This window comes from Thalassospira sp. ABL2_045, from assembly GCF_056161285.1.
The window spans coordinates 26437-51581 of the sequence record NZ_JBSWYV010000010.1 but is presented as its reverse complement, the minus strand read 5'-3'; the positions used below and the strand labels follow the sequence as shown (position 1 = coordinate 51581).

Annotated in this window: 22 protein-coding genes; 9 read left to right on the top strand and 13 right to left on the bottom strand. The window is 54.8% G+C overall.

Annotated features, from left to right (window positions below):
• Positions 1-83: 83 nt before the first annotated feature.
• Positions 84-1856: a tetratricopeptide repeat-containing sulfotransferase family protein gene (locus tag ACXAIA_RS14500; RefSeq protein ID WP_475349943.1), complete on the top strand. Its 1773-nt coding sequence runs from the start codon at positions 84-86 to the stop codon at positions 1854-1856.
• Between the two features lie 103 nt (positions 1857-1959).
• Complete coding sequence (locus tag ACXAIA_RS14495; protein WP_475349942.1) at positions 1960-3792, top strand: tetratricopeptide repeat-containing sulfotransferase family protein; 1833 nt, start codon at positions 1960-1962, stop codon at positions 3790-3792.
• Positions 3793-3823: 31 nt separating this feature from the next.
• Here the strand turns inward: ACXAIA_RS14495 and ACXAIA_RS14490 are convergent, their stop codons facing one another.
• Both ACXAIA_RS14490 and ACXAIA_RS14485 read right to left on the bottom strand, forming a co-directional pair.
• The gene (locus tag ACXAIA_RS14490; protein ID WP_475349941.1) at positions 3824-5485 is read right to left on the bottom strand and encodes a diguanylate cyclase domain-containing protein; all 1662 of its coding nucleotides are present in this window, start codon (positions 5483-5485) and stop codon (positions 3824-3826) included.
• A 180-nt stretch (positions 5486-5665) separates the two neighbouring features.
• Entirely contained in the window at positions 5666-5998 is a 333-nt protein-coding gene (locus tag ACXAIA_RS14485) for a hypothetical protein (RefSeq protein WP_167723929.1), read from the bottom strand.
• Positions 5999-6196: 198 nt separating this feature from the next.
• Here ACXAIA_RS14485 and ACXAIA_RS14480 point away from each other — a divergent pair, with 198 nt between their 5' ends.
• The 3 genes from ACXAIA_RS14480 (at position 6197) to ACXAIA_RS14470 (ending at position 8960) form a co-directional block, all read left to right on the top strand.
• Positions 6197-6601, top strand: a complete 405-nt coding sequence (locus ACXAIA_RS14480; RefSeq protein ID WP_475349940.1) for an OsmC family protein — start codon at positions 6197-6199, stop codon at positions 6599-6601.
• 133 nt (positions 6602-6734) lie between these two features.
• The gene (locus ACXAIA_RS14475; RefSeq protein ID WP_475349939.1) at positions 6735-8024 is read left to right on the top strand and encodes an alpha/beta hydrolase; all 1290 of its coding nucleotides are present in this window, start codon (positions 6735-6737) and stop codon (positions 8022-8024) included.
• Positions 8025-8039: 15 nt separating this feature from the next.
• Positions 8040-8960 carry an alpha/beta fold hydrolase gene (locus ACXAIA_RS14470; protein ID WP_475349938.1) on the top strand — a complete coding sequence of 307 codons (921 nt, stop codon included), beginning with the start codon at positions 8040-8042 and terminating at the stop codon, positions 8958-8960.
• Positions 8961-8963: 3 nt separating this feature from the next.
• Here the strand turns inward: ACXAIA_RS14470 and ACXAIA_RS14465 are convergent, their stop codons facing one another.
• The 3 genes from ACXAIA_RS14465 to ACXAIA_RS14455 form a co-directional block, all read right to left on the bottom strand.
• Positions 8964-9938, bottom strand: a complete 975-nt coding sequence (locus ACXAIA_RS14465; RefSeq protein ID WP_475349937.1) for an adenosine deaminase — start codon at positions 9936-9938, stop codon at positions 8964-8966.
• Between the two features lie 68 nt (positions 9939-10006).
• Entirely contained in the window at positions 10007-10936 is a 930-nt protein-coding gene (locus ACXAIA_RS14460; RefSeq protein ID WP_475349936.1) for a sulfotransferase family protein, read from the bottom strand.
• 1195 nt (positions 10937-12131) lie between these two features.
• Positions 12132-12905, bottom strand: a complete 774-nt coding sequence (locus ACXAIA_RS14455; RefSeq protein WP_475349935.1) for a helix-turn-helix transcriptional regulator — start codon at positions 12903-12905, stop codon at positions 12132-12134.
• A gap of 259 nt (positions 12906-13164) precedes the next feature.
• Between ACXAIA_RS14455 and ACXAIA_RS14450 the strand changes: the two genes are divergently transcribed.
• Entirely contained in the window at positions 13165-14235 is a 1071-nt protein-coding gene (locus ACXAIA_RS14450; RefSeq protein WP_475349934.1) for an EAL domain-containing protein, read from the top strand.
• Positions 14236-14268: 33 nt separating this feature from the next.
• Here the strand turns inward: ACXAIA_RS14450 and ACXAIA_RS14445 are convergent, their stop codons facing one another.
• Positions 14269-14895: a TetR/AcrR family transcriptional regulator gene (locus ACXAIA_RS14445; protein ID WP_475349933.1), complete on the bottom strand. Its 627-nt coding sequence runs from the start codon at positions 14893-14895 to the stop codon at positions 14269-14271.
• 161 nt (positions 14896-15056) lie between these two features.
• Between ACXAIA_RS14445 and ACXAIA_RS14440 the strand changes: the two genes are divergently transcribed.
• Positions 15057-15896 carry an SDR family oxidoreductase gene (locus tag ACXAIA_RS14440; RefSeq protein ID WP_475349932.1) on the top strand — a complete coding sequence of 280 codons (840 nt, stop codon included), beginning with the start codon at positions 15057-15059 and terminating at the stop codon, positions 15894-15896.
• A gap of 93 nt (positions 15897-15989) precedes the next feature.
• Here ACXAIA_RS14440 and ACXAIA_RS14435 read toward each other — a convergent pair whose 3' ends face one another.
• The 7 genes from ACXAIA_RS14435 to ACXAIA_RS14405 all read right to left on the bottom strand — a co-directional run bounded on the left by ACXAIA_RS14435 (position 15990) and on the right by ACXAIA_RS14405 (position 22442).
• Complete coding sequence (locus ACXAIA_RS14435; protein WP_475349931.1) at positions 15990-16706, bottom strand: GntR family transcriptional regulator; 717 nt, start codon at positions 16704-16706, stop codon at positions 15990-15992.
• 55 nt (positions 16707-16761) lie between these two features.
• Complete coding sequence (locus tag ACXAIA_RS14430) at positions 16762-18042, bottom strand: TRAP transporter large permease (RefSeq protein ID WP_475349930.1); 1281 nt, start codon at positions 18040-18042, stop codon at positions 16762-16764.
• Positions 18042-18494, bottom strand: a complete 453-nt coding sequence (locus tag ACXAIA_RS14425; protein WP_475349929.1) for a TRAP transporter small permease — start codon at positions 18492-18494, stop codon at positions 18042-18044. Before ACXAIA_RS14425 ends, ACXAIA_RS14430 begins: the two co-directional genes overlap by 1 nt.
• 87 nt (positions 18495-18581) lie before the next feature.
• Positions 18582-19574: a C4-dicarboxylate TRAP transporter substrate-binding protein gene (locus ACXAIA_RS14420; RefSeq protein ID WP_475345643.1), complete on the bottom strand. Its 993-nt coding sequence runs from the start codon at positions 19572-19574 to the stop codon at positions 18582-18584.
• Between the two features lie 325 nt (positions 19575-19899).
• Positions 19900-20811 carry a helix-turn-helix domain-containing protein gene (locus ACXAIA_RS14415; protein WP_475349928.1) on the bottom strand — a complete coding sequence of 304 codons (912 nt, stop codon included), beginning with the start codon at positions 20809-20811 and terminating at the stop codon, positions 19900-19902.
• A 121-nt stretch (positions 20812-20932) separates the two neighbouring features.
• A complete protein-coding gene (locus tag ACXAIA_RS14410; RefSeq protein WP_475349927.1) occupies positions 20933-22123 on the bottom strand; it encodes an NADH:flavin oxidoreductase/NADH oxidase family protein in 1191 nt (396 codons plus the stop codon).
• A 46-nt stretch (positions 22124-22169) separates the two neighbouring features.
• Positions 22170-22442 (bottom strand): hypothetical protein, encoded by a 273-nt coding sequence (locus ACXAIA_RS14405; RefSeq protein ID WP_475349926.1) that lies wholly within the window; start codon positions 22440-22442, stop codon positions 22170-22172.
• A gap of 160 nt (positions 22443-22602) precedes the next feature.
• Here ACXAIA_RS14405 and ACXAIA_RS14400 point away from each other — a divergent pair, with 160 nt between their 5' ends.
• Both ACXAIA_RS14400 and ACXAIA_RS14395 read left to right on the top strand, forming a co-directional pair.
• Positions 22603-23502, top strand: coding sequence for a LysR substrate-binding domain-containing protein (locus tag ACXAIA_RS14400; RefSeq protein WP_475349925.1), 900 nt, complete (start codon positions 22603-22605; stop codon positions 23500-23502).
• 331 nt (positions 23503-23833) lie between these two features.
• Positions 23834-25030, top strand: coding sequence for an ABC transporter substrate-binding protein (locus ACXAIA_RS14395; protein ID WP_475349924.1), 1197 nt, complete (start codon positions 23834-23836; stop codon positions 25028-25030).
• Positions 25031-25145: the final 115 nt, after the last annotated feature.

Below are 25145 nucleotides of genomic sequence, written 5' to 3'. Positions count from 1 at the left end.
TTTTTCGTTTCGACTTAAACCGTTTGATTACCCCTTACCGATAGGCTTGACCCAACCATTGGTATCGGGATTTAATCAGAATTATGAGCAAGGCAGCGTCCACGCCCAGTTTTGCGGAAAAACGCAACCGCCAAAAGGCCGACAAGCTGATCCGTGCAGCACAAAGCGCGCTGGCATCGGGAAAGGCTGATGATGCCCTGACACAGTCGCAACAGGCGCTCTCGCTTGCTCCTGATTACGGCCCTGCCCTCTTCATTGCCGCACAAGTTCGCCGTGCGACCGGCAATCTGACAGAAGCCGCAAAGCTGCTGCAAACGGCCTGCAACCTTCCCGATACCACGATTGAGTATTTCCGGGAGCTCGCCGGTATTTTTGCCCAAAGCAATCGGTATGACCTTGTCCAGCAAATCCTGTTTGCCGCCATCCACAAATTTCCAACCCACGGCCAGACATATAGCGACCTTGGGGTTTACCTGATCCAGGGTGAACACATTAACCAGGGCATCAGCATTCTTGAAAAGGCTGTGGCCTTCAGTCCCGATGACTGGCGTGCGCTGAACAATCTGGGCTCAGCTTTGCTCAAGGTCGGGCGTGAGACAGAGGCACTGGAATATCTTGCCCGCGCCGAGGAACTCGCCCCGGATGATCCGGAACGCCGGGTTAACAACCTGCTTCAGATCGGTGAAGCCAAGCGACACACTGGCGACCTTGAAAAGGCCATAGAATACTTCCACAAAGCCATCGCCGAAAAACCCAGGTCCGGACGTGCATGGCATGGCCTTGCCGATGTCACGAAATTCACCGCCGACAGCCCTGATATCACGACCATGGAAAAGATCCTGAACGAGGGTACTGGTGATCTTTCAAAGGCGGATCGCGAAATGATCGGCTTTGCACTCGGCAAGGCCTATATCGACAGCAAGGACCCCAAGCAGGCCATTTATTACCTCGATGCGGCAAATGCGCTGCGTCGCCAAGACTTCGCCGAAGACACCCCGACCCACAAGGCCTATGATTCCAAGTCCGCCTGTGCGCGTGTGCGCGCGATTGCTGACTACTTTCCAGCCACCCTGTTTGAAAACCTGCCAGAAAAAGCAGGCGACGGTCCTGATCATGCCTTTATCGTCGGCATGCCGCGTTGTGGCAGCACACTGACCGAACAAATTCTTGGCAGTCATCCTGATACGCTGGCCACCGGCGAAGTGCGCAGCTTGCCGAAATTCAAAGACCGACTGTTTGGCAGCCTTTTCCCCAGTCAGCCCGAGGACCACGAAAAGATCAAAAACCCGGCATTGCGGGCGGAGCTTGCGAAATCCTATCGCGAAGAACTCCTCGCGATGTATCCGCCGTCCCCGACGACCAAAACCATGATCGACAAGATGTTGGGGAACTTCGCCTGGGCCGGATTGATCCTGCTTTCAGTTCCCGGCGCCAAGATCATTCACTGCCGCCGCAATCCGGTCGACACCTGCCTGTCATGCTATTCCAAGCGCTTTGCCAGTCTGCAGGTCTATGCCTACAACCAAACCGAACTGGGACACTATTACCGCGCCTATGAAGACCTGATGGCGCATTGGCGGGCTGTCCTGCCCAAGGACCGGTTTATCGAGATCAATTACGAAGACCTTGTTTCCGATATCGAACCCGAAGCCCGTCGTCTCATCGATTTTCTGGGGCTGCCCTGGAATGGTGCCGTCCTTGATTTCCACAAGACGGAACGCTCGGTCCGCACTGCCAGCGCCGCACAAGTACGCCAAGGCCTGTATCAGACCAGTGTCGAACGCTGGAAGCCCTACGCGCCCTACATCCAGCCGCTGCTCAAAGCGCTTGGCACCATCCCGGACCAACTAAAATAAAACCGGTAGAAGCGCCAGTTTCTTCTGGCTAATCCGTGTTTGCACTAGGCGGCCTACCGTCACACGAACGGCCAAAACAATCGAGCAAACAGGATGCCCGCAGATGATTGATGATCAGCTCGTCGGACGAGCCAAAACGCGCGCAGCGAACGTCAATGCGAAAGCCAATTTCGTACCAGCCCAATCTTGTAAATTGAAGACTGGCCTGGCGGAAATTCGCAAGCAATGGTCATCAGGGCACCGCCGTACCGCTCGCAAGATATGCAACAAACTGATTAGCGAACATCCTGAAAACGGTGAATTGATGCAGCTTAACGGCTTGATTCTTTACGAAAACGGCCAAATAGATAAAGCGATCAGAAGTCTTGAAAGCGCCTGCAACAGCGCCGAAACCAAACCGGCTTATTTTACCGATCTTGCCGCAATTCTTAGCAACTCGGGATACGGCGACCAGGCCCGCACCGTTTTGCTCGCCGCACAAAAGCGGTTTCCTCTTGAGGCAAAAGTCCATCTGCAATTGGGGCTTCTCGAAGCTCGCCTCGCTGGAATACACCGTGCAGTTCAACATCTAAAGCACGCCATTGCCCTCGCGCCAAAGGACTGGAATACGTGGAATGCAATGGGGGCGATTCTTTTATCCCTCGACGACATTCAGGCAGCCATGCAGCATTTTGGCAATGCGTTCGCGCTGGCCCAGCAAAACGGTGAAACCAAGGCCTTGAACGATATCCAAATCAGTTTGGGCGAATGCCACAAGGAACTTGGCAATTTCCACGAAGCACGCAAAATATTCGAGAAAGTCCTAAAGAGTGAACCCCGTAACGTTCGCGCATGGCACTGTCTGAGCCTGATCTCGAAAATCCCGCAAAACCACCCGACCCAGTCAGAAATGCGGGAAATCTATTCTTCCGGCAGACACAAGAACCTGCCCGCCAAAGACCGCGAGATGTTCTTGTTTTCGATTGGCAAGACGGAAATGGACCAGAACAACTACGGGTCCGCCATGAAGGCGCTCGAAGAGGCTAACCGTATCAAGCGTCAAAGCATCACCTATTCGCCCGAAGCAATCGAGAACATGCTTGATGACATGCAATCGGCATTTCCGGCAGAGCGTTTTGCGCAATTGGGTCCTGTTAGCGACCAGGATGCTGAACCGCACCATGTCTTCATTGTCGGTATGCCACGTTCCGGCACAACACTGATTGAGCAAATTATGAGTTCCCACCCCGCGATTTTTGGCGCAGGTGAACTTGATGTTATGGCACGTCACCATCATGGCTTGATTGAACACAAGTTGAAATCCGGCACCAATCACGAAAGGCCCACACAGTACGACGACGAATTTGTTCATTTGATTGGCAAGGCATATCGCAAAGAGACAATAGCGCGCATGTCACGCATTGCGGCAAACAGCCCCAACCCTGATAAAACGCGCCGTATCATTGACAAGCTTCCCGCAAACTTTGTTCGGGCGGGCATGATCGCATTGATGCTACCGAACACCCGCATCATTCATTGCCGTCGCAACCCGGTCGCGACCTGCTTTTCGATTTATAACCGCCGTTTCGCTGGCATTCAGAATTTTGCCTATGACCAGAAAGAACTGGGCCATTATTACAATGCCTATCTGAAGTTCATGGATCATTGGCGTCAGGTACTCCCCGCAGATCGCTTTATCGAAGTCGATTATGAGAATGTTGTCGACGATCTGGGAACCGAAGCCCGGCGACTGATCGATTTCGTCGGCCTTGAATGGGACGACACCTGCATGGAATTCTATAAGACGAAACGGCAAATCCGCACCCACAGTGCAATGCAGGTGCGTAAGCCAATCTATCGTGATGGCCTGAAAAACTGGGAGCCCTACGCAAACTATCTGCAACCGCTGCTCGACACGCTCGGCCTGGATAAATCAGGACGGCCTTCGAACTCTTAGGCACCGGAACGGGCCCGAAAAGCCGAAGGACTTATTGTCCCTCGTCCTGATGCAGGTCCGGTTCGAGCTCGGGGGTATAAAGGCAATATTGCGCCTTGCCCGCCGCCTTGGCTTCATACATTGCTTTGTCCGCGCGGCGGAGTTGTTCGCTCATATCACATCTGCCTCCATCAAACACGGCCAAGCCAATAGACGCTGAAATGCCGCAATCCTGTCCTTCCCAGACAAATGGTTGGCTCATTTCGGCAAGTATGGCATCAGCAGCCTCAGACATTTCCTTTTCGCCGCCCTTGTTCAAGAACAGCAAGGTGAATTCGTCACCGCCCAACCGTGCGACTTCTTCTGCCCGGCGTGCAGCCCGTTTCAGGCGCTTGCCTGTTTCGACCAGCACCCAATCCCCTGCCGCATGGCCCTTTGTGTCGTTCAGCCGTTTAAAGCCATCCAGATCAAGGATAAAGATCGCCGCTGGCGTATCGGTACCGCGCAGGACGTTTTCGCACTGATCCAGCTTCTGCATGAAGCGCGCGCGGTTGGCCAAGCCGGTCAGTTCGTCATTATTGGCCTTGTTTTGCAGCTCGCGCGCGGCATGCTTTTGCTTGGTGATGTCACTGGTCCACCACAAGACCGACTCTTCGCCTTGAAACGACAAAGGTTCGATCGATGTCTTAAGCCAGCGCGCATCGGCCATATCCGGGCGCCGCAGGCGAATTTCGACATCCTGAAGTTCGCCAAGCGCATCCATGTCCTTGAGCGATTTTTCGCGGTAACGCTCGGACAGAAGGATGGCATCAGACGGCTCCTTCTCGTCTTCGATGCCAAGCATCTTGGAAAACGTGCTGTTAAAGAAGGTAAAGACACCGCTGTCACGCTTTGAAATCCCGACCCCGACCGGCGCACTTTCAAGCAGCCCTGTCAGGCGCTCAGATGCTTCGGCAACTTCGGCCTGCGCCTTTTTCAGGCTGGTGACGTCAATCAATGAGCCGATGGTGCCGGCAATGGCCCCACTTGGCCCTCTGAGCGTGGATGCGGCAAAGAGTGCGGTGCATTCGTTGTCATCAATGGCAAAACTGATCTCGTCCCGAACCTGGCCTTCTTCTTCACGCAGGGGAGCTTCAAGTCCGCCGATGGTCTTGGCGAGTGATTTTGGCGCGAAATCGGCCATTCTTTTGCCAATCGCATCCTGCGGGTCCAAACCGAACAGTTCGGCAAAGGCGCCGTTACAGCGCGTCAGAACGCCTTCACGGTTTTTAAGGCAAACCGGGGTTGGCAAAACATCGATCAGGTGCTGGATAAAGGTTTTATGCTCAGCCAATGCCTTGGCAAGTTCCTGTGCCCGGCCGGCATCGCGCAGCACGAGTGCAACCGTACCGGACGGCCCGACATCGCAGTACCAAAGAAATGGCGTCTTCCCCAAACGAAAGGCCGGAAGATCGGAAAACGCGCCTGAAGCAATGGCTGCAAGGGCCGTGCGCACGGCCGAGACGGCATCCCCGTCGGTAAACGCGCCATGTTTGGCAAGATAAGCCAGAAGCTGTTTGACCTCTGTGCCCGGCCGTAAAACGGACTTAGCATCACCAAGCTGCTTTTGGGCAGCAGCATTGACATGCACGACCTTGAGGCCATCCGGATCAAGAAAAATAAGACTGTCGCGTGACAACGCTGCAGTTGCCACCACATCCGCACTGACTGACAAGACACCCGGCGCGCCGCAAAAGCAGCGCTCTCCCTTTATTCGTGTTTTATGTGATGTCCCAAATCAGACCTTTTAAGGTGGTCTTGTATATTTATGCCCAACCCATTGCATATACTGGAGAATAAGTCATTATTTTTCTGATCATCAGAATGTCGAATACAGGTATTAGCCGACTAATCCCTATTTTTTGGCCGGAAGATCGATATAGCCGCGGTCAATGCAATGTTCGAGTTCCTTGGCCACCGCGAGCATTTCCTGAAAACATTCGCGCAGGTGTTTGAGCTTTTTCAACTCTTCGGCCGTCGGGTGCTCATCGGCGCGATCATCGCAAAGATGGAAGGCGAATTTCAGGTAATCTGCCCGAAGTCGGGCAACCGTGATCATCAGCGGAACGGCATTTTCAACAGACATATTGGGAATGGCCGGACTTATGATCTCGTGATTGATCTCACGCAGGACATGCTCCATGCCCATCATGAAACGACTTTTGCTGCGCGTCGGGTCCTGTGTCATGTCCGTCACTCCTGAACCATATGGATCTGAATATTTGCATCAGTATCCGCTCGGAAAGTAAAAACTCCTATAACAACTTACCACTCATGGTCGCCGATTTCACCATCGCACGTCCGATTGTCCGTGATCACACCTTGCAGGCACATCCAAGGCGGGCTAGAGGTTAATGCAACAGTTTTTAGAGATGGGAATGCGAATATGGAAGCACGTGTAAAGTGGCTTGAAAACCTGACCTTCACCGGCACCAGTGGCACGGGCCATGGCGTTGTTATGGATGGCGACAAGGATAACGGTTTCGGCCCCAGCCCGATGGAAATGCTTTTGCTTGGCATTGGCGGATGTTCGTCCATCGACGTTGTGCATATCCTGAAAAAAGGCCGCGAAAACGTTCTGGATGTCGAAACCGACGTCAAAGCAGAACGAGCCGAAACCGACCCGAAGGTCTTCACCAAAATCCATCTGCACTTCAAGGTAAAGGGTGAAAACCTCAACGAAAACAAGGTCGGGCGCGCGGTTGAACTTTCGGCGGAAAAATACTGCTCTGCCTCGATCATGCTGTCCAAAGCCGCAGAAGTTACCCATAGCTGGGAACTGATCGAGTAAGCGGTTTCACCAATCGGCATGCCTTAAAAAAGCGATCTGTTCACAGGTCGCTTTTTTGTTGCTCGCACCATACGGATCGGCGCGTTAACATCACGCAAGACACTAGGCTCAGGACCCAAACGGAGCAGACATCATGGGCACGCCCCGCATCCTCAAAACCGGCCTGGCTTCACTTGCAATATGCAGCTTGTTGGCGACAGGTGCCTGCGCGTCGTCGGAAAAGGCCCTTGAACCATCTGGTGGCGCCATTACGGCCCCGGCTGCTGGTACATCATTTGATGACTATGTCAAATCCACGCGCCAACAATTGCGCGACGTCCTTTCCCAAACCCGGTTCACTGAAAAAGAAAAACCGTTCAACACCCACTCCCTTGATCAGGTTGTCGACATGCGCGCGCCCTATGCCTTGAGCCCCGTTGGCGCCACATGCGAAGGGGAAGACGCGAGCCCGCGGGGAAATGGTGTTGGCTTCCTGATGGTTCATGGCCTGACCGACAGCCCCTATTGGCTCAGCGACATTCGCGACGATTTGCGTGATCGTTTCCCGTGTGCTGCTTTCCACGGCGTTCTTTTGCCCGGGCACGGCACCGTACCGGGTGACTTGCTTGATGTGGAATATGAAGACTGGCTTGAAACAGCGCGCTTCGGGTTCAACAGCTTTGACGAGGGCGTTGAGCACATCATTCCGATGGGCTTTTCCACCGGTGCGGCCCTGATTGGCCGGGTTTATAGCAAACATCCTGACCAGGACCGGGTCAGCGCACTTGTCATGCTCTCGCCCGGCCTTGCTGCCAAAAGTGGTCAGGCGTGGCTCACCCCTTATGTCCGCTATGTCAAAGACTGGGTTGGTGTGGGCGAAAACAACGATCCGGGCAAATACGGGTCAATAGCGATGAATGCCGCCGCAGAGTTTTATCTGCTGACCAAGCCTTATGGCGATGGCAGCCTGCCGGATTTTGATGTTCCGGTTTTCGGGGTTGTCAGCTCGGACGATCAAACGATCAACCCGGACGTCATGCTTGATTTTTATTGCAACAAAGTCACAGCCGCCCGAAAACAGCTTGTCTGGTATCAGGGCGAGATAACCTCTGCCACGAACCTGCCGGACTGTTCGGGCATTGATATTGTGCGCTCAGAGAATCATGAGCTCCGCACGCTCAACCACGCCCATACGGCCATCACCATGAGCCCGAAAGACCCGATTTACGGGCTGGACGGCTCGGCACCGGATTGCGGGCATTATGATGACGCCGATGCCCTTTCGCGCTGCCAGTCGGGAACCGACATCATGTATGCCGAGCGCAACCTGTTTGACACGGCCCCGGATGGCGTGCTTCGCCGCGGTACGTTCAACCCGGACTTCACCGGCATGATGGACAAGATGTCACGTTTCATCGCGACGTCTCTGACAGCTCAACAGTAAGACCGACAACCACGCATGACCATCAAGACCGAAATTTTCGAAACATCTTGCGGTATCAACATCCGTTATGGCGTGCAGACACCGGAAAATGCACGCCAGAATATCCTGATCCTGCAGGGACGCGGGGAATATATCGAACGCTATCAGGAAACCGCGGATGAGCTTGCTGAGCGTGGCTTTGGCTGTGTAACCTTTGATTTTCGCGGCCATGGCGGCTCATCGCGGGAAACCAGCGATCCGGTCATGGGCTATATCCATGATGTCGCCCACTATATTGCCGACACGCGCCATGTCATCGACCATGTTCGCGAAACCCACGCGATCACCTACCCGATTGTGCTGACGCATTCGACCGGCGGTCTGGTCGCAATGGCGATGATGCTTGATCAGCCAGATCTGTGGGAAAGCGCCGTGATGGTCGCACCCTTTTTCGGTCTGGGTGGCCATGACTGGTTGTCGCTCGCGGCACAATTCGTTGCAGACAGCATGTGCCGCTATGGCTTTGACAAGCAATACCTGCCCGGTCAAAGCAAGCTCAGCCCGCTTGCAAAGTTCGAAGCTGATAACATTCTGACATCCGATGAGGCCCGTCATGCCAGAAATGTCGCGATCCTGCAAAAACACCCGAACCTTGTGGTTGGTGGTGTTTCTGCCGGATGGCTTGATGCCTGCTTCAAGGCACAGGCATCGGTCTCCGACCGGATCGAGCAGATGAAATCAGGCCAATGGTCGCTGCCGCCGATTACCATGGTTTTGGCTGGCAATGATCAGGTTGTTTCCAACCAGACCACCGAAGACCTGTTTGGCAATATGCCATCCGTTACCATCACGGAAATCCCCGAAGCCCGTCACGAGATCCTTCAGGAACGCAATCTTTACCGCGACAAGTTCTGGCAGGCTTTTGATGCGCATATTGCGCGCTGCCAGACCGCTTGACGATTACAGCTTGGCCAGAAGCGTCGCCTTGGTGTCTTCATCAACAAAGGCCGCAGCAATGGCCGTACGGGTCAGGCCGGTAAGCTCCGACGGGCTAAAGCCAAACAACTCCTCGGCCCGCTGATATTCATCTGCCAGCGAGGTAAAGAAGAACGGCGGATCATCCGACCCCAGGGTCACCTTGACCCCGGCCTCATACAACTTCCTCAACGGGTGGGATGCATAATCCGGGAACACCGAAAGCGCGATGTTCGATCCCGGGCAGACTTCCAGCACGATCTCGCGTTTGGCCAATGTATCGACCAGTTTCGGGTCTTCGATGGATCGCACACCATGGCCTATCCGGGTGACGGGAAGTTTTTCAATCGCATCCCAAACGCTTTGTGGTCCTTCGACTTCGCCGGCATGGGTCGTGCAGCCAAGGCCGCCGTCTCGCGCAATTTTGAAGGCCGTATAGAAATCTTCCTGCGTAAACATGCTTTCATTGCCGCCCATGCCAAACCCGACAATGTATGGATGGCCACAGGCCACCGTTTCGCGCGCGACCTTGACCGCCACATCCGGGCCGACATGGCGCACGCATGTCATGATGATCCGGCCAATGATGCCGGTTTCCTTTTCGGCCCGATCAATGCCCGCGACCACCGCTTCCAGATGATCGTCAAAGGACAAACCGCAATCCGCCGCATGGGTCGGCGAGCAGAAAATTTCGACATAAAGCGTTCCGACCTTTGCCTGCTCCACGAGATACGAATGGGTCAGGTCGGCGTAATCCTGCTTGGTGCGGATGGCCGCACTTGCCTTGTCAAAGCTTCTGAGGAATTCCGGAAAATCGTTCCAGATATAACGATCCTGATCATCGTAAATGCCATCTGGCAGGGTCAGGCCATTGCGCTTGGCAAAGCTCCGCACAAGCGCGGGCGTCATCGCCCCTTCAAGGTGCAAATGCAATTCTGCCTTGGGAATGGTGCTGGTCATCGCCGTACTCCGGATATCTCGGTATCTGTTTCCATTTGATACCTTCTAACCCGAACAACAACCAAAGGTCACGCAGCAACCGCACGTCGCGATGACTTGGTGGCCGCACGCCATGCACGGATTTCAGGATCATCAGCCAATGCCGCCAAGGGTCCTATAAACGGTTCAAACCTTTGCCATTTCTGAAGCGAGTCCTGATTGATCGGCCGGCGCACCTGGATCATGCTGGCCGTCGCAGCCGTTTTGTCTGCCCGATAAAACTCCAGACATTCCGGATGCCAGTCCAATCCGCAATGCGCCAGATAGTCCCGCGCCACAGCCTCTGGCGCCGACACCAGGTCTTCATAGGACAGATCATAAATCTGGCCATTCTGATCGGCTTCAAGCGCTGCCTTCATCAGATCAACATAAGCGCGATAATACTCGGCAAACTCGCCCAGATCATCGGAATAGCGCATCGGGATCGAAAATGGCGTCGTGTAAATCGAAAGACAGGTCGCCAGCGGATGACGATGGGTATGAATGATCGGCGCATCCGGAAAAACACGCCGGATCATCTCGATCCGCAGGAAATTGGCCGGCGTCTTGTTGGTGACAAAGCGTTTGTCGGGTGCACAAGCCTTCAATGCTGCCAGATACTGCTTGCGAATTTTGACAGCGGCCTTGCCATCAATCAGCTCCAGTTGCTCGGATATCTGGCCACGCCCGACGACATCAATCACCGCCTTGGCAAAGTCACCAATTTCACCCGCAGCATGCACATCGGGATGCGCCCCCAAAATCCGCTCTGTCAGGGTCGTGCCTGATCGCGGCATGCCAACGATGAAAATCGGCCTGGGCCCGCTTTCCTGTGCAGGCATGGCAGTGCCCGAAACCGACGCTTCAACCGTGATCTCGCACAGGCGGGCAAGCTCCTTGAGCTCACGCACCATGTCGAACGGACGTTCTTCGCGGCTTACTGCATGACCTTTCATATAGAAATCAAAGGCCGTTTTCATATCGCCTTTGATTTCCTCAATCTTGGCTCTCGCGAACGCGGCTTTGTATCTCTCACCTTTCGCTGCATCTGGCTTTTTCAACATTGTATCCAGATACCCCGACGCATTTTTCGGCATGGATTGGGGTCGCATGAATGAAACAACAACATAAGGATGCGCACTATAGGCAGGATCTGTCTCAATTATAGCCAAGCTCGCGGTAACGGCTTTTTCCGTTTCGCCCGCCAACGCATAGGAGGATGCCAAAAACATGCGCAAAGAAAGATCATCAGGTTCATTTACTACCAGCTTTTCAAGCACATCAAACGCCTGAGTGTACTTTTCCTGATGTAGATAGATACGAGCAAGCAGCGTCTGGCTATCTCGGTATTTCGGGTTTGCGGCAGGAAATGTACTGAGTATTTCAACCGCTTTTTCAAGTTGCGGCGCGTGACTAAGGCCGGGACTTCTGAATACCTCGCTCCGATAAATTACGTCTGCCAACATGTAGGCCAGCATCGCATTTTGCGGCGCAGCATCCAATCGCCTTCTGATCGCCGTTTCCAGTGAGCTAAAGTCATTTGACGCATAAGCGTATTGAAGAAAGTTTTGCGCAACAGGCCCGAAAAACCGATCTGTCACTGGCAAGGAACCAAACAATCTTTTCAAACGCCTACCGGCATTCTGAGGCGAACCACCCTGAAGCTCGCTGACAGCGGTCATGATCTGGATGTCGGTTCTTTTTGGATGAAGGCGTAAAAGTTGCGCACCAATCCTGGCCGCCTGGTCAAATTGGGCGGATGACATTGCTTGTTTCATTTCTATCGCAATGTCGTTTTTTGGCTGCATCATTCGTCTGTCCCTGGATACGTAATTTATATACTACGCCCCTCCCCAAGCACATGACGACTATAGGTCATTTATTTAATATCGCACAGCACAAAGATTTCTGTTTTTAGCTCCAATCACACTAACGTGACCATTTTGTAACAGGTGCCCAGAACACTGCTCCGTTTGACAGGATACGCACGATGGCACTTAAAGGGGTAAAAGTTCACCCAAGCCAACCAGCACCACTGACAATCAGAACGCACCTCGCCCCCTAGGAAGGCAGGGTCCCCATAAAATGGCCGCCGCTCATTGCGTTACAAAGCGTATTTTTTGGCAAAGCACAGTCCAACCAGTTGAAAGAACAATGTGAATTTGGGTTTCCGCTCTAGGCAACCGGCGTTTCCGGACCAACCTTCCTCGGCGCATAGCCAAACCGGCGGGAAAAGGCGCGGGAAAAGGCGCTTTGATCGGTGAAGCCAACCATGTTTGACAGATCAGACATCGAAAGATGGATGTCGGGATCGCGCAACAGTGCCAAGGCCATCTGCAAGCGTTGCTCGGTCAGCCAGCGCATCGGACTTGTGCCGACATAGTGCTGAAAGGCACTGAAAAGGCTGCTTTGGGACTGTGTGGCGACGTTGGCAAGATCATCAATCGAAATATCTTCGCCCAACCGGGCCTCGGCCCATGCCATGGTCCGAAGAAGGCGCGATGGCAATTCCTGTTGGGTGACAGACCCCGCGTTGCTTGCCCTCTGACTGCGCAACAACAAGGTTTTCAGGCACATCACCCCGTTTGCATCGATATCCACATTCGCAGCGGCAATGCCGCCAAGCAATCTCGCCAGTCCCTGTTGATGACCAGACCGGACCTCAAGATAGGGTCCGGCACTGCCATGGCGATGCCAGAGCGCTTCGATGCCGGTACGCTGTGCGAGGTCGGTATTTACATCGAGCACCAGGAAGCGATTCAGCCCCTCTGCCCGATAGGCGTGCGTTTTTGCAGCTTCAACAAAAGCCAGCTGACGGCCCAAAACTTCCCCACCCCGACCTTCGACCTCCAACTCGAGCTTGCCAAGGTCGGAGATGATGATCTGGTGAAAATCGCTGTGGCTGTGGCTTTCGACTTCGGCGCGGTATTGCCGTATGCTGTAGCGCATTTGGTCCTCAAAACGACACGTGTGGTCCAGACCATATCAGTGCGCCGGGCAATGACCAATTCTTTCGCACAACACAGCAGTTGATCACCTATCCGCACTTTTGTCGTACATGGTAGAAGGTGGAGCTAGTCCATTGATTGCCATGTTTTCTGTGCTGGATTTTTTGTCGCACAGAGCCATATGTTACGCTAGATTCAGACAAACAAAACCAGTTGGCAAAAGCCAATAGCAGCACGACGGACGGACCGGGGAGAATGAGGTGACCTATTGTGAAAAATGTGATTCGGTTCCCGAAATCGCCCCCGCAAACGGGACACTCTATCTCTGGCCGCCGGTCGCCCATACGACGGGTAAAATCCTGACCGGTGCGAAGTCCGCTGGTGTTGGGGTGGAAAAGTCGCCCTCTGTCGCAACGCTTTCCATCCATTATACCCGGCCTGGGCTGCGCACGCTGATTGATGCCCTTTCAAAAGATCTTCTGCCCGAAGAGCTTGCCGATACCAAGGCCCTGATCATGCCGGGCGAAAAACGCCCCGAGATTGATGATATCGCCGATATCACAAGCCTTGGCGCGATTCAGGCCGCCATTGGCGCCGAATGGCTGGGCGACTTGTTGCGCGATAACCGGCTGAACTCGGTGTTCCAGCCGATTTTCGCCATCAACGATCTTGGCAACCCCTATGCCCATGAATGCCTTGTCCGTGGGGAAAGCTCGACGGGCGATGTGATCAATCCTGGCCAATTGTTTGATGCGGCCCAATCGGCCACCCTTCTGTTCCAGCTGGATCGCGCGGCGCGTGCGGCCAATGTACGCAATGCGCACAAGGCCGGAATTAACGGGAACCTGTTTATCAACTTCACACCCAGCTCGATTTATGATCCGGATTCCTGCCTGCGCTCGACGATCGAGGTCGTCGAACAATGCAATCTGGACCGCAGCAATGTGGTGTTTGAAGTTATTGAAACCGAGAAAGTCCGCAGCACTGCCCATCTGAGCGCCATTCTGGAAAGCTACCGCGCATCGGGTTTCCGGGTGGCACTGGATGATGTCGGATCAGGCTATTCGACGCTGAACCTGCTGCCGGAACTACGCCCGGACATTATCAAGATCGACCGCGAACTGGTTGACCATGTCGATCATGACAAGTTCAAACAGGCCATCGTCAGCAAACTGATCGCACTGGCCAAACAGCTTGATATCCAGGTCGTTGCCGAGGGGATCGAACGCGCAGAGGAGCTCGATTTCCTGCGCGACCATGAAGTTGATTATGTGCAGGGCTTCCTGCTTGGCCGTCCTGCCCCAACACCGTTTACGGCCAAAGCCGGCTAAACGCACCAACCGGCCCAACCACCCCACACGAGCCTAAACGCGGGCCATCTCGGCCAATTCGCGCCCGACCATGCGCTTGTAGCTTGCCACGATCTCGCGCCCCTCAGCACGGGGGACAGAGATGGCAAGACGCATGGTGGCTTCACCGGAATACATAATCAGAAGACAGCGCACGGCGATGGTTTTGAAATCCCCATCATTGCCCCGCACGCGCAGGATCGCTTTGGCCAAAAGGCCGGCATTGGCGCGACTGACTTCCAATTCCATATCGCGCAGGGTCTTGTCGGCCTGGGTGCCGGTCCAGATATCGCAAATCACCGGTTCGGCCAGAAACAGCTCGTAATAGGTATCAATCAGCTTATCGAACGCGGTTTTCAGCTCATCTGCCGTGCTGACCTCGGCAAGGCCGTCTTCGATGCAGTGCAGGGATTCGTCGTGATACCGATCGGCAAGCGCATGAATGATCGATGCCTTGTCGGGGAAGTACTGATAGAGCGACCCGATGGAGACTCCGGCCTTTTCCGCGACTTCCCCCATCCGGATGGCATCACTGCCCTGGGCCGAAATCAGATCGCAAGCGACCTTGAGGATGGTATCGACCCGTTCCCGACTTCTCTTTTGGGTTGGTGCACGGCGCATATTTTTCGCGTTATCGGTCAATGCCTTGGATCCTTTTTCGCACAGCACTCAAGCATACCTGCCTGGGTTTCACGGGCTTTTGATCGCCCGAATCTCTTGACGATCAAAATATGAGGATTTATCACATTTGGCAAATGTGAGGATTCCTCACATTTTGAAACCCCTTGTCAGGAGCCAAGTTTATGTCGACCAATCCCCGCTTTCTTGTTCTTGGCGCAACGGCCAAAACCGGCCGCCGCGTTGCTGAAAAACTGCTTTCCCTCGGTCATGATGTACGTGCTGTTTCACGCAGCACCACGCCCGCCTTTGACTGGACCGATCCAAAAACGTGGGATGAGGTTCTGCGTAATCGCGATGCGGTTTACGTCACCTTCCAACCCGACCTTGCGGTGCCGGGATCAGATGAAATCATTGCCGGTTTTGCCAAGCGCGCCTTGTTGCACGGTGTTAAACGCATCGTGATGCTGTCCGGGCGTGGTGAAGAAGCCGCCCATCAGGCGGAAAACGCCCTGCATGGCTCGGGTGCCGATGCTACGGTGCTGCGCGCCAACTGGTTCTTCCAGAATTTCAACGAAGACCTGTTTTTGCCCTATATTCAGCAGGGCACACTGGCCCTGCCCGCCGGCGACACGCCCGAACCGTTTGTCGATGCCGATGACATTGCGGAATGTGCCGTTGCCTGCCTGTTTGACGACCGTCATATCGGCAAGACCTATGAACTGTCCGGCCCGACAGCCGTGACCTTTGCCGAGGTCACCAAAATCATTTCCGAGGTCGCCGACCATCCGGTCAATTTCGTGCCCATCACCCTTGATGAGCTTGATCATGGGCTGGCGGCCGATGGGTTGCCCGATCAGGTTCGGGGACTGATCCGCTATCTGTTTTCCGAAGTGCTCGATGGCCGCAACAGCCAGCCGACCAATGACGTCCACGCAATTTTGGGGCGCAGGCCCCACAGCCTGCGCCACTTTGCCGAAGAAGTGGCACGCACTGGCGTCTGGGATATTGCCAAGCGGGCCTGATCTGAAATGCAAAAGGCGCGCAGCGATGAATGCTGCGCGCCGTTTGGGTTGCCTTTTGCCATTGATCCGGCTGTGAGATGCCCCTCCGACAGATCAGGAAAACAGGGTTTTGTTTTCCTCAATGATTTGCGGCAGGCGTTCCATGGTGCCTGAGAGGTGCTGGCGCATTTCGGCACTGGCGGCATTGCCATCGCCCGACTGGATCGCATCAATGATTGCCTTGTGGCCTTCAAGGACGGAAACCATTTTCCCCGCACGCGGCAGATCAAGGGTACGCACACGCGCCAGATGGCCACTGCGTGCCGTGATCTGGAGATGCAGGTTTGATTGGCTCACACCGTTAAACAGCGCGGCATGGAAGGTTTCATCAAGCTGCTTGAAAAGATCAATCTGTTCGATATCGCCAACCAGGGCTTCCTGCATTTTGACAATACCCTTGGCCTTGACGACGGCCGATGATTCACCCGCCTCGGCCAGCTGGCGCACCACTTCGCATTCGGCAGCAACGCGCAGAAAGTGCTCCTCGCGGATGCGGGCAACATCGATCTTGGTCACCACCGTGCGCGACTGGGGATAGGAAACAACCAGGCCATCCTGTTCAAGACGCATGATGGCTTCGCGGACAGGCGACTGGCTGACATTGAAGCTTTCGGCCAGTTCGGCCCGCACCAGCGTCGTTTCAGGCAGAAGCAACAGCGAGATGATCCGGTTGCGGACTTCTTCATACACCAATGCCGATGCCGGCACATGGGCGCTGGTTTTAGCCGCCCCATCATGCATCGCAAGCAGTCCGCCTGTGGTCGTATTCATCTTTCTCTGTCTCCCTGGCATCTGTGCATATGCCCGTGTTCGTCTGAAACTGTCACTACATCAATGTATTGGGCAACAACAATGTCAAACTTGGTACCGCTGCCATCAGAATGAAAAACAGCACCATCGCAATAAAGAACGGAATGGATGCCCGTGTATAAGATCCGGTCTTAACACCCAAAATCCCGCAGACCGTAAACATGATCACACCCACAGGCGGCGTCAGGCCGCCAAAATTGATCAGGGTGACAATCAAAATGCCCATATGCACCGGGTCATACCCGGCACTGACCAGAACCGGCATGACAATCGGGGTTACCAGCAGGATGTTGGCAGCCCCCTCAAGGAACATGCCACTGATCACCAGCACCGCGACGACAAGGATGAGGATCGCGGTTTTGTTTTCGGTCAGGGTGGTGACAAATTCCGTGATCTGTTGCGGCGCGCGTTCAATCGTCATGGCGTAACCGAGTACCGCCGCCATGATGATCAGCAACATCACCATGCCCAGATCAGAGATTGATCCAAAAATGGCTTCCTTCAGCCGAGCGAAATCGAGCTCGCGATAGATGAACAAGCCCACACCCAGCGCATAAAACACCAGAAACGCCCCGGCTTCTGTCGCGGTAAAGATGCCAAAGCGGAACCCGATGATCAGAATAACCGGAAAGGCCAGCGCCCAGATGCTCTCAAAGAAGCTCGCCGTCAGGTCCTTGGCCTTGGGCAGTTCCGGCAGATCCGGCGTATAGCCATTTTTGCGCGCCACCAGCCAGGATGTGATCATCAAGACAATGGTCAAGAAGATGCCCGGCAGGACACCCGCCAAAAACAGACGCCCGATGGAAACTTCATTAACAAACCCAAACAGGATCAAACCGATGCTCGGCGGAATGGTGGCGGTAATGACCGAGCCAAAAGCCAGAACCGCGGCCGTATTGGCCTTGGAATACCCCTTTTTGATCATGCTGGGACCCAGCAGGCGCGCCTCCATCGAGGCATCGGCCACGGCCGACCCCGAAATGCCGCCCATCATGAAGCTGAGCACGATGGAAACCTGTGCCAGCCCACCGGCCATCCAGCCGGTCAGAAGGCTTGCGAATTTGACAAGGCGATGGGTAATCCCCGTTACATTCATCAGGTTGCCGGCAAGGATAAAGAACGGCACGGCCAGAAGCGGGAAGCTTTGGGTGGCGGTGACCATTTTCTGGATCACAACCGTTGGCGGCATGGCGCCGGTCATGACAAAGACCGGGATGGAGGCAAGCCCCAGCGCAAACGCAACCGGCAACCCACACACCAAAAACAGCGTAAACAGCCCTGCAATCAGCAACAGCATTAGTTCGCCTCCCTGTTGCGGATGCGACGGATAAGCTGGGAAACCATTGTGCGGATCATCAAAAGAATGCCGACAACCATCGAGGCATGAATATAGGATGCGTTAATCTGTGCTGCCCCGACCAGTCGCGGATGCATCAGAACCATGTTGGTCCATGCGTAATTCAAAAGGAACGCAAGGAAAGCGATGATCACCAGAATATTGATGATCTCCATCCAGTGGCTGGCCCGATCAGAGAGGATTTCACGCATAACCTGAAGACCGAAATGCCGGTCTTCCTGCATGGCGATGTCGGCCGCCAGCATGCAAAGCCAGGCAAAGATCAATTGCGCCATTTCGACCGACCAGATGATCGGCGATCCCATGGCCCGCGCGACAGAGGCCACCGCCACAAGAATGACCACAGCGACAAGCAACATGCCCCCACAGGCAAACTCAATCCGCTTGAGCATCAATTCAATTTCCGTTGTGAAGTTTGAAGTGCGTTGCCGCGCATCCGGGCAACGCACGCTCATTTGGCAAGATTGGCGAACCGGGTCTTAGCGCCCGAGGACCTTGTTAACGATCTCAGCCTCGGCTTCGAGATCAAGCATCTGATAAACCGGTGTAACGGCTTCCTTGAACGGTGCCAGATCCACTTCGCTGACCGTAACGCCGCTTGCCGCAACATCTTCAAGCGCCTTATCACCAAGCTCGATCGTCAGGGCAGAGGCATAACGACCGTTTTCCACCGCCAGATCACGGACGATTTTCTGGTTTTCCGGGGAAACGTCGTCCCAGGCATCTGCGCCAACCACAAGGGCGGTCACCAATTGGATATGGCCGGTTTTAGTGACGTTTTTGATCACTTCATAAAGCTTGGCGTTCCAGATCGCAGTCGGCTGGGCTTCGGCAGCGTCAATGGTGCCAAGCTGAAGCGCGCTGTATACTTCGCCCCAGGCAATCGGGGTCGGTTCAGCCCCCATCGCACGAATGGTTTCAATCCAGACCGGCGCACCAATGGTGCGCATGCGCACACCCGAAAGGTCTGCCGGACCGGAAATCGGCTTTTGCGTCAGGGCATGACGCGCGCCCTGATACCAGTTCGAGGCAATCATCACGAGACCGGATTTTTCGCGCAGCTCTTCGCCCCAGGAAATATATTCGTCAGACAACGCGAATTTGTCGGCCTGCTCATAGGTATCAAACAGGAACGGTGCCGACATGATCGCCAGTGACGGCACGAAGCTCGACAAGCGGGCGACATCGGTCACGGTTCCGACAGCGGCCCCGGCGCGAGCCTGATCGATCATTTCCGTGGTATCGCCAAGCTGCGAGTTGTGAAACACCTCAATGACGACATCGCCATTGGTGGCCTTTTCCACATCTGCTTTGAACTTTTCAAGTCCCTGCCCCATCGGATCATTGGGCGCCAAAACGGTGCCGATCCGCAATGTTGTTGCTGCTGTTGCCGGCATACTGGCCGCAAGTGCCCCCGCCAGTACGGCGCATAGTCCGAACGTTTTCCCGAGTGATTTGATAGTGCGCTTCATTTGGATGTCCTCCCGATGGATTGGCCTTTGCCAAAATTGATATTTTAGTTTCTTTGAAATTCTAGATATCGCGGATCAATCTTGTCAACGGATTTCTCAATCCTGTAAAAATGTTTTCTTTCAACGCATTGAACTGAACAGGCTTGCTTGTGCATAGTAACTTGTCATCAACCCAAACACGATTTGGACAGGCCTGACGTTCTCAAAACCAGTTCCAAACTGCCCCATGCGGCAGTTAGAAAACCGATCGCGAACACGCCAACAAAGCCGGAACGCCCGTGGCATCACCGGGCATTGGGCAGCGCTATTTGAAGCTCAAACAGGATTAGCGGGAAATATTGCGATATTTCGCGGGCGTCAGGCCGGTGAAGCGGCTAAAACGCGTTGTCAGATGGGCCTGACTGGAAAAGCCGGTCGCAAGTGCGATTTCGGCAACTGGTGCATTGCTTTCACGCAGCATATGCATGGCCCGTTCGATCCGCCGGCGCAGAACGAATTTATGCGGTGCCTCGCCGACGGTTTTTCTAAACATCCGGGCAAAATGATAGGCCGAAAGACCGGCGACCTCTGCCAGTTCCTCGATGGTCAGCGCCTGATCAAGGTTGGCATCGACAAAATCAAACGCCCGGCGCTTGATTGCGGGTGACAATCCGCCGCGCACCTTGAAGCCAAGATCACGGCGCGTCGAATAACTGCGCAGCATATGCCCCATCAAAAGCTGCCCGGCATTGGACATTGCCATGCGATCAGCGGGCACATTCCAATCAAGGGGCAGCATCGCCTGACGCACGGTCTGCTCGATCAGCGGATCAAGGAAGAACGTCTTTTCCGGCACTTCGACCGCAATGGGTTCAACATCAAATGCCTCGACCACGGCGCGTTCCCACGATGCATGTGGGATATAAAGGTGAAACAGCTCCACCTCGCCATGCACAACCCAGTCCGATGTCAGATGGGCTGGCATCAAACAAACCCGGCCAGGGCCACCGCCGCTCATGGGATCAGCGCCGATCTTGCGCTGAATACCGGTACCCCCATTGACATAGAGACTGATCGTGTGGTGATCCGGGTCGGTGTAGCGCGTCAGGACATCGGCCTTGCGCCGCCAGTGGGCGACCGAGATGCTTTCACCAAAATCGCCCGCGCGCAGCAGATTTGCATCCCCAATCAACTGATTGAAGACTTCAAACTTCTGATAGCGCCCGTTGGGCTGAAAATTGGTGCCAGCTTCTTCCATGACCTGTTCCTGACATTGAAGCGCGCATCATCGCATCGCGGTGACATTTTTCAAAGCAAGGCGAATGCAATGCTGCCCTGTTTTGCGCAAGAATGTGAAAATCCCGCCGATTGCCAAACACTTATCGCCCGAAATGGCGCAGCCAGATTTGTGTGCGTTCCGCATCGCGCGCCTCATAGGCGGCTAGTGCCTGTTTGAGATCGTCAAATTCCGGCATTTCCACGCCTTCTGCCAGCGCGGTCAGGCGCATTGTGTACCATGCGGTAACTCCGCCTGCCGGGGCACTTTCAAACCGGGGGAAGACTGGATCTTGCAGACCGCCGTCTTGCCAGATCGCTGGCAATTCTGGTTCGATCACCAACGCACGGCCCAGACCGACAACATCAATGACGCCACTTTCGATGGCGTCTTCTGCCTGCGCACGGGTTTTAAAGCCGCCCGTCAGCATCAATGGTTTGGACGTCAGTGTGCGGGCACGTTGGGCGAACTTGAGAAAATACGGACCACCACCCGCCCCGTCTGAGGCTGCCTTGGCGCCGGGGAAATAGGTACCGCCACTGATATCGATCAGATCAATTTCGGTGTCATCAAGAGCGGCAACGACAGCCAACGCGTCCTCTTCGCTCAATCCGCCTTCAAGCTGATCGGTGGCATTAAGCTTGATCGCCACGACAAACTCCGGCCCGACGGCGGCACGCACCGCATGGATCGTTTCAAGCAGCAACCGCATGCGATTGACGATTGATCCGCCATAGTCATCACCGCGCTTGTTAAACAGCGGGGAAAGAAACTGACTGAGCAAGAAGCCATGCGCGGCATGGATTTGCACCCCGCCAAACCCGGCCTGTTGGGCAAGCCGGGCGGTCTTTGCGAAACGGGCAGGAATTTCATGGATTTCATCACGGGTAAGTGCCGCGCATTCAAGCCCGGGCAGATCAAGGGCACTCGGCCCCTTTGGCGTGCTTGTCGGGGCATAGGCCAGCGCACCGGCATGACCAAGCTGCAGCCAGAGGTGGCTGTCATTTACCGACCCCTCGCGGGCCAGCGCCCGAAACCGGTCAAGATCGGCATTCTCATTCAGCACAAGATTGCCGGGCTTTTCGGCATATCCCGGATGTCCCTGTACCTCGCCAATGATCGAAACACCCACACCGCCATCCGCCCATCGACGATACAGCCGGTTTTGTGCCTCGCTCGGGTGGCCGGTGCCATCCCCAAGGGAGTCCGACATCGCCGATTTCGCGATCCGGTTTTTGAGGATGACACCACTTGGCAATTCAAGCGGTCTGAACAACGGGTTTTTCAGGATCATTGATCATTCCGCCCGGTCTGGGGTGAGGACATATAAACAGCTGACATCAGTGCTGCCGGTTTGAGGGCGACGGCCAGTTCAAAACCAGCCCCGTCAGGACATCGCCGGTTTCAGTAAGCCCGCCCGCAGCATCACGACGACTTTCATAAAGCTCAGCCGCCGTCAGATGCGACACGCTGTTTGATGGGACGTCATGATGCTCTGTCGTTGCGTCGATGGCCTTTTGCAACGCGCGTTCGTTCTGCCAGGCCTCAACCGCGGCACGCAAGTGACCGACAAGGCCCAACGGAGGATGTTCGAAAGATAGGTTCGCTTTCATGATGAGAATCTCCAATTGATGTTTTCTTGAGATTGAGGATTCCTCATTGATTAATCAAACGAGAAGATCTAATCTATGCTATTAGAAAAACTCACAGAAACGATTTTGCTGTTTTGGTGAGCGTGAAAAGCAACTGCCCCTGGAACCCGAAAGGCTGGTCATGAATTCCCCGACAAGCGTTATTCACAATCTTGATCTTGATCTGGCGCGTACCTTTGTTGCGATTTGTGAAACCGGGAATTTTTCGCGAGCGGCCGAAAAGGTCCATCGCAGCGCATCGGCCATCAGCCTTCAGGTCAAAAAGCTTGAAACCATGGTCGGCCGGGAATTGTTCAAACGCGAAACCCGCAAGGTCACCATGACCGAGGATGGCGAGGTTTTGTTGGGTTATGCGCGCCGCCTGCTCAAACTCAATGACGAAGCGATGTCGCATTTCCATGCACCGGATTTCGCCGGGACAGTGCGCCTTGGTGTGCCCAATGACACCGGCGTGGTTGTCATTCCCGAAATCCTCAAGCGGTTTGCGCAAACCCACCCGCATGTTGATATCGACGTCAATTTTGGCCCGACCCGAACCCTGCGTCAGCGCGTCGAGACCGGGGATGTCGACATCGCGGTGTTCAGTTTCGATGCGGAGCTTGATCGCCAACCGCCAATTCATACCGAACCGCTGGTCTGGCTGGGCGCGCGTCATGGCACGGCCATTGACAAGCGCCCCCTGCCCGTTTCGATGGCCGAACCGGGATGCTATTGGCGGATCATGGCGCTCAAGGCCCTTGATGAGGCGGGAGTAGATTACCGCATCGCCTATACCAGTGAATTCTGTCAGGCCCAGATTGCCGCCGCACGCGCCGATCTGGCCATTGCCGCCGTCCCGATCAGCGTGATTTCAGATGATCTGGTGCATTTGGGCGCCGCACACGGCCTGCCGGAAATTGGTGAATACCGCATGACCCTTGCCAAACGCGATGGTCACGGACCGGTTGAAGATGCCCTTGCCGAACATGTCATCGCCGGATTCCGCAAAAGCTCGGAACGCGGTATGCGGGTATTCGCCTGATCGCTCGCCAAGCCGTTGTTTATCCGCGATCATCAGGTATTTTTATCGCCTGATTTGCGTTCCGAATGAGGATTCGGTTCACCTAACCATTTGGCGCCAAAAACAAGCGGCAAAACGAATACCAAACGCTGAAAACTGTCGCACACATCACAACCCAAAGATAAAGCGTATCGTGTACCTTATCAGGGCTGAATCCCTTGAAATTCCGCGCTTAACGGCAAGAATTGGGTGACGAATTCAAAACCTGCAGTTAAGAAACTGGAAACATGTAGCGTTTTCTGTATACTGCCCGACGAATATAAAGGCCCAATAAAACAGGGAAGGCTACACTATGGGAAAACTCTCTACCCTCCTCTTTTCGGCAGCACTTTCGACGGCAGTTGTCGCCGGTGCAGCTGCACAGGAACCGGTAAAGATTGGCATGCTGCAAGGCTTCACCGGCCCGACTGAATCTCTCGTCAAGCCGATGGCAATGGGTGGCGAACTCGCCATTCAGGAAGTCTCCGACAGTGGCCTGCTGCTTGGCGGTCGTGAAGTTGTTTCGGTACGCGGTGATAGCACCTGTATCGACGCGGCAGCAGCTACGGCTGCAGCAGACCGTCTTGTGACGTCTGATGGCGTTCACGGCATTAATGGCGCAACCTGCTCGGGTGCGACCACGGCCATCCTTAACAACGTTGTCCGCGCAAACGGCGTCGTCATGATCTCGCCGTCTGCAACCTCGCCGGCACTGTCTTCAATCGAAGATGACGGCTACTTCTTCCGCACCGCTCCTTCGGATGCACGTCAGGGCCAGATCATTGCAGAAATCCTTGATCGTCGCGGCATTGCTTCGGCAGCACTGACCTATACCAACAACGACTATGGTAAAGGTCTTGCAGACGCCATTCAGGCAGCCTACGAAGCAAAAGGCGGCAAAATTACCGCGGTTGCAGCACACGAAGACGGCAAGGCCGATTACTCTGCTGAAATCGGTACGCTGGCATCTGCCGGTGGTGACGTTCTGATCGTTGCGGGTTACCTTGATCAGGGCGGTAAAGGCATCATCCAGGCATCGCTCGATACCGGTGCGTTCGAAACCTTCGTTCTTCCGGACGGCATGGTTGGTGAAGCACTGACCGACAACTTCGGCGATGCGCTTGATGGCTCCATCGGCACCAACCCGGGTACCGATAGCCCAGGCGCATCGATGCTGGCTGAACTGGCATCAGACAAAGGCTTCAAGGGCGACGATCCGTATGTCCCGGAAGCTTATGACAGCTCGGCTCTGCTTCTGCTTGCCATGCAGTCTGCAGGTTCGACCGACAGTGCTGTCTATAAAGACCACATCATGAAAGTTGCCAACGCACCGGGCGAAAAAATCTTCCCGGGCGAACTGGCCAAAGCGCTTCAGATTCTCGCCGATGGTGGTGAAATCGACTATGTCGGTGGTACCGCACTCGAACTGATCGAGCCGGGCGAGTCTGCTGGTAGCTTCCGTGAAACGGAAATCAAAGGCGGCAAGTGGGAAACGGAGATGTACCACTAAGCCGATCTTCCTTTGATCGCTAACGACGCTGGAACTGTCAGAGACTACGGTCTCTGGCAGTTCCTCTATTACCGGACCTTTATTGCGGCGCGACGCACAGGCACCCGGTACTGAT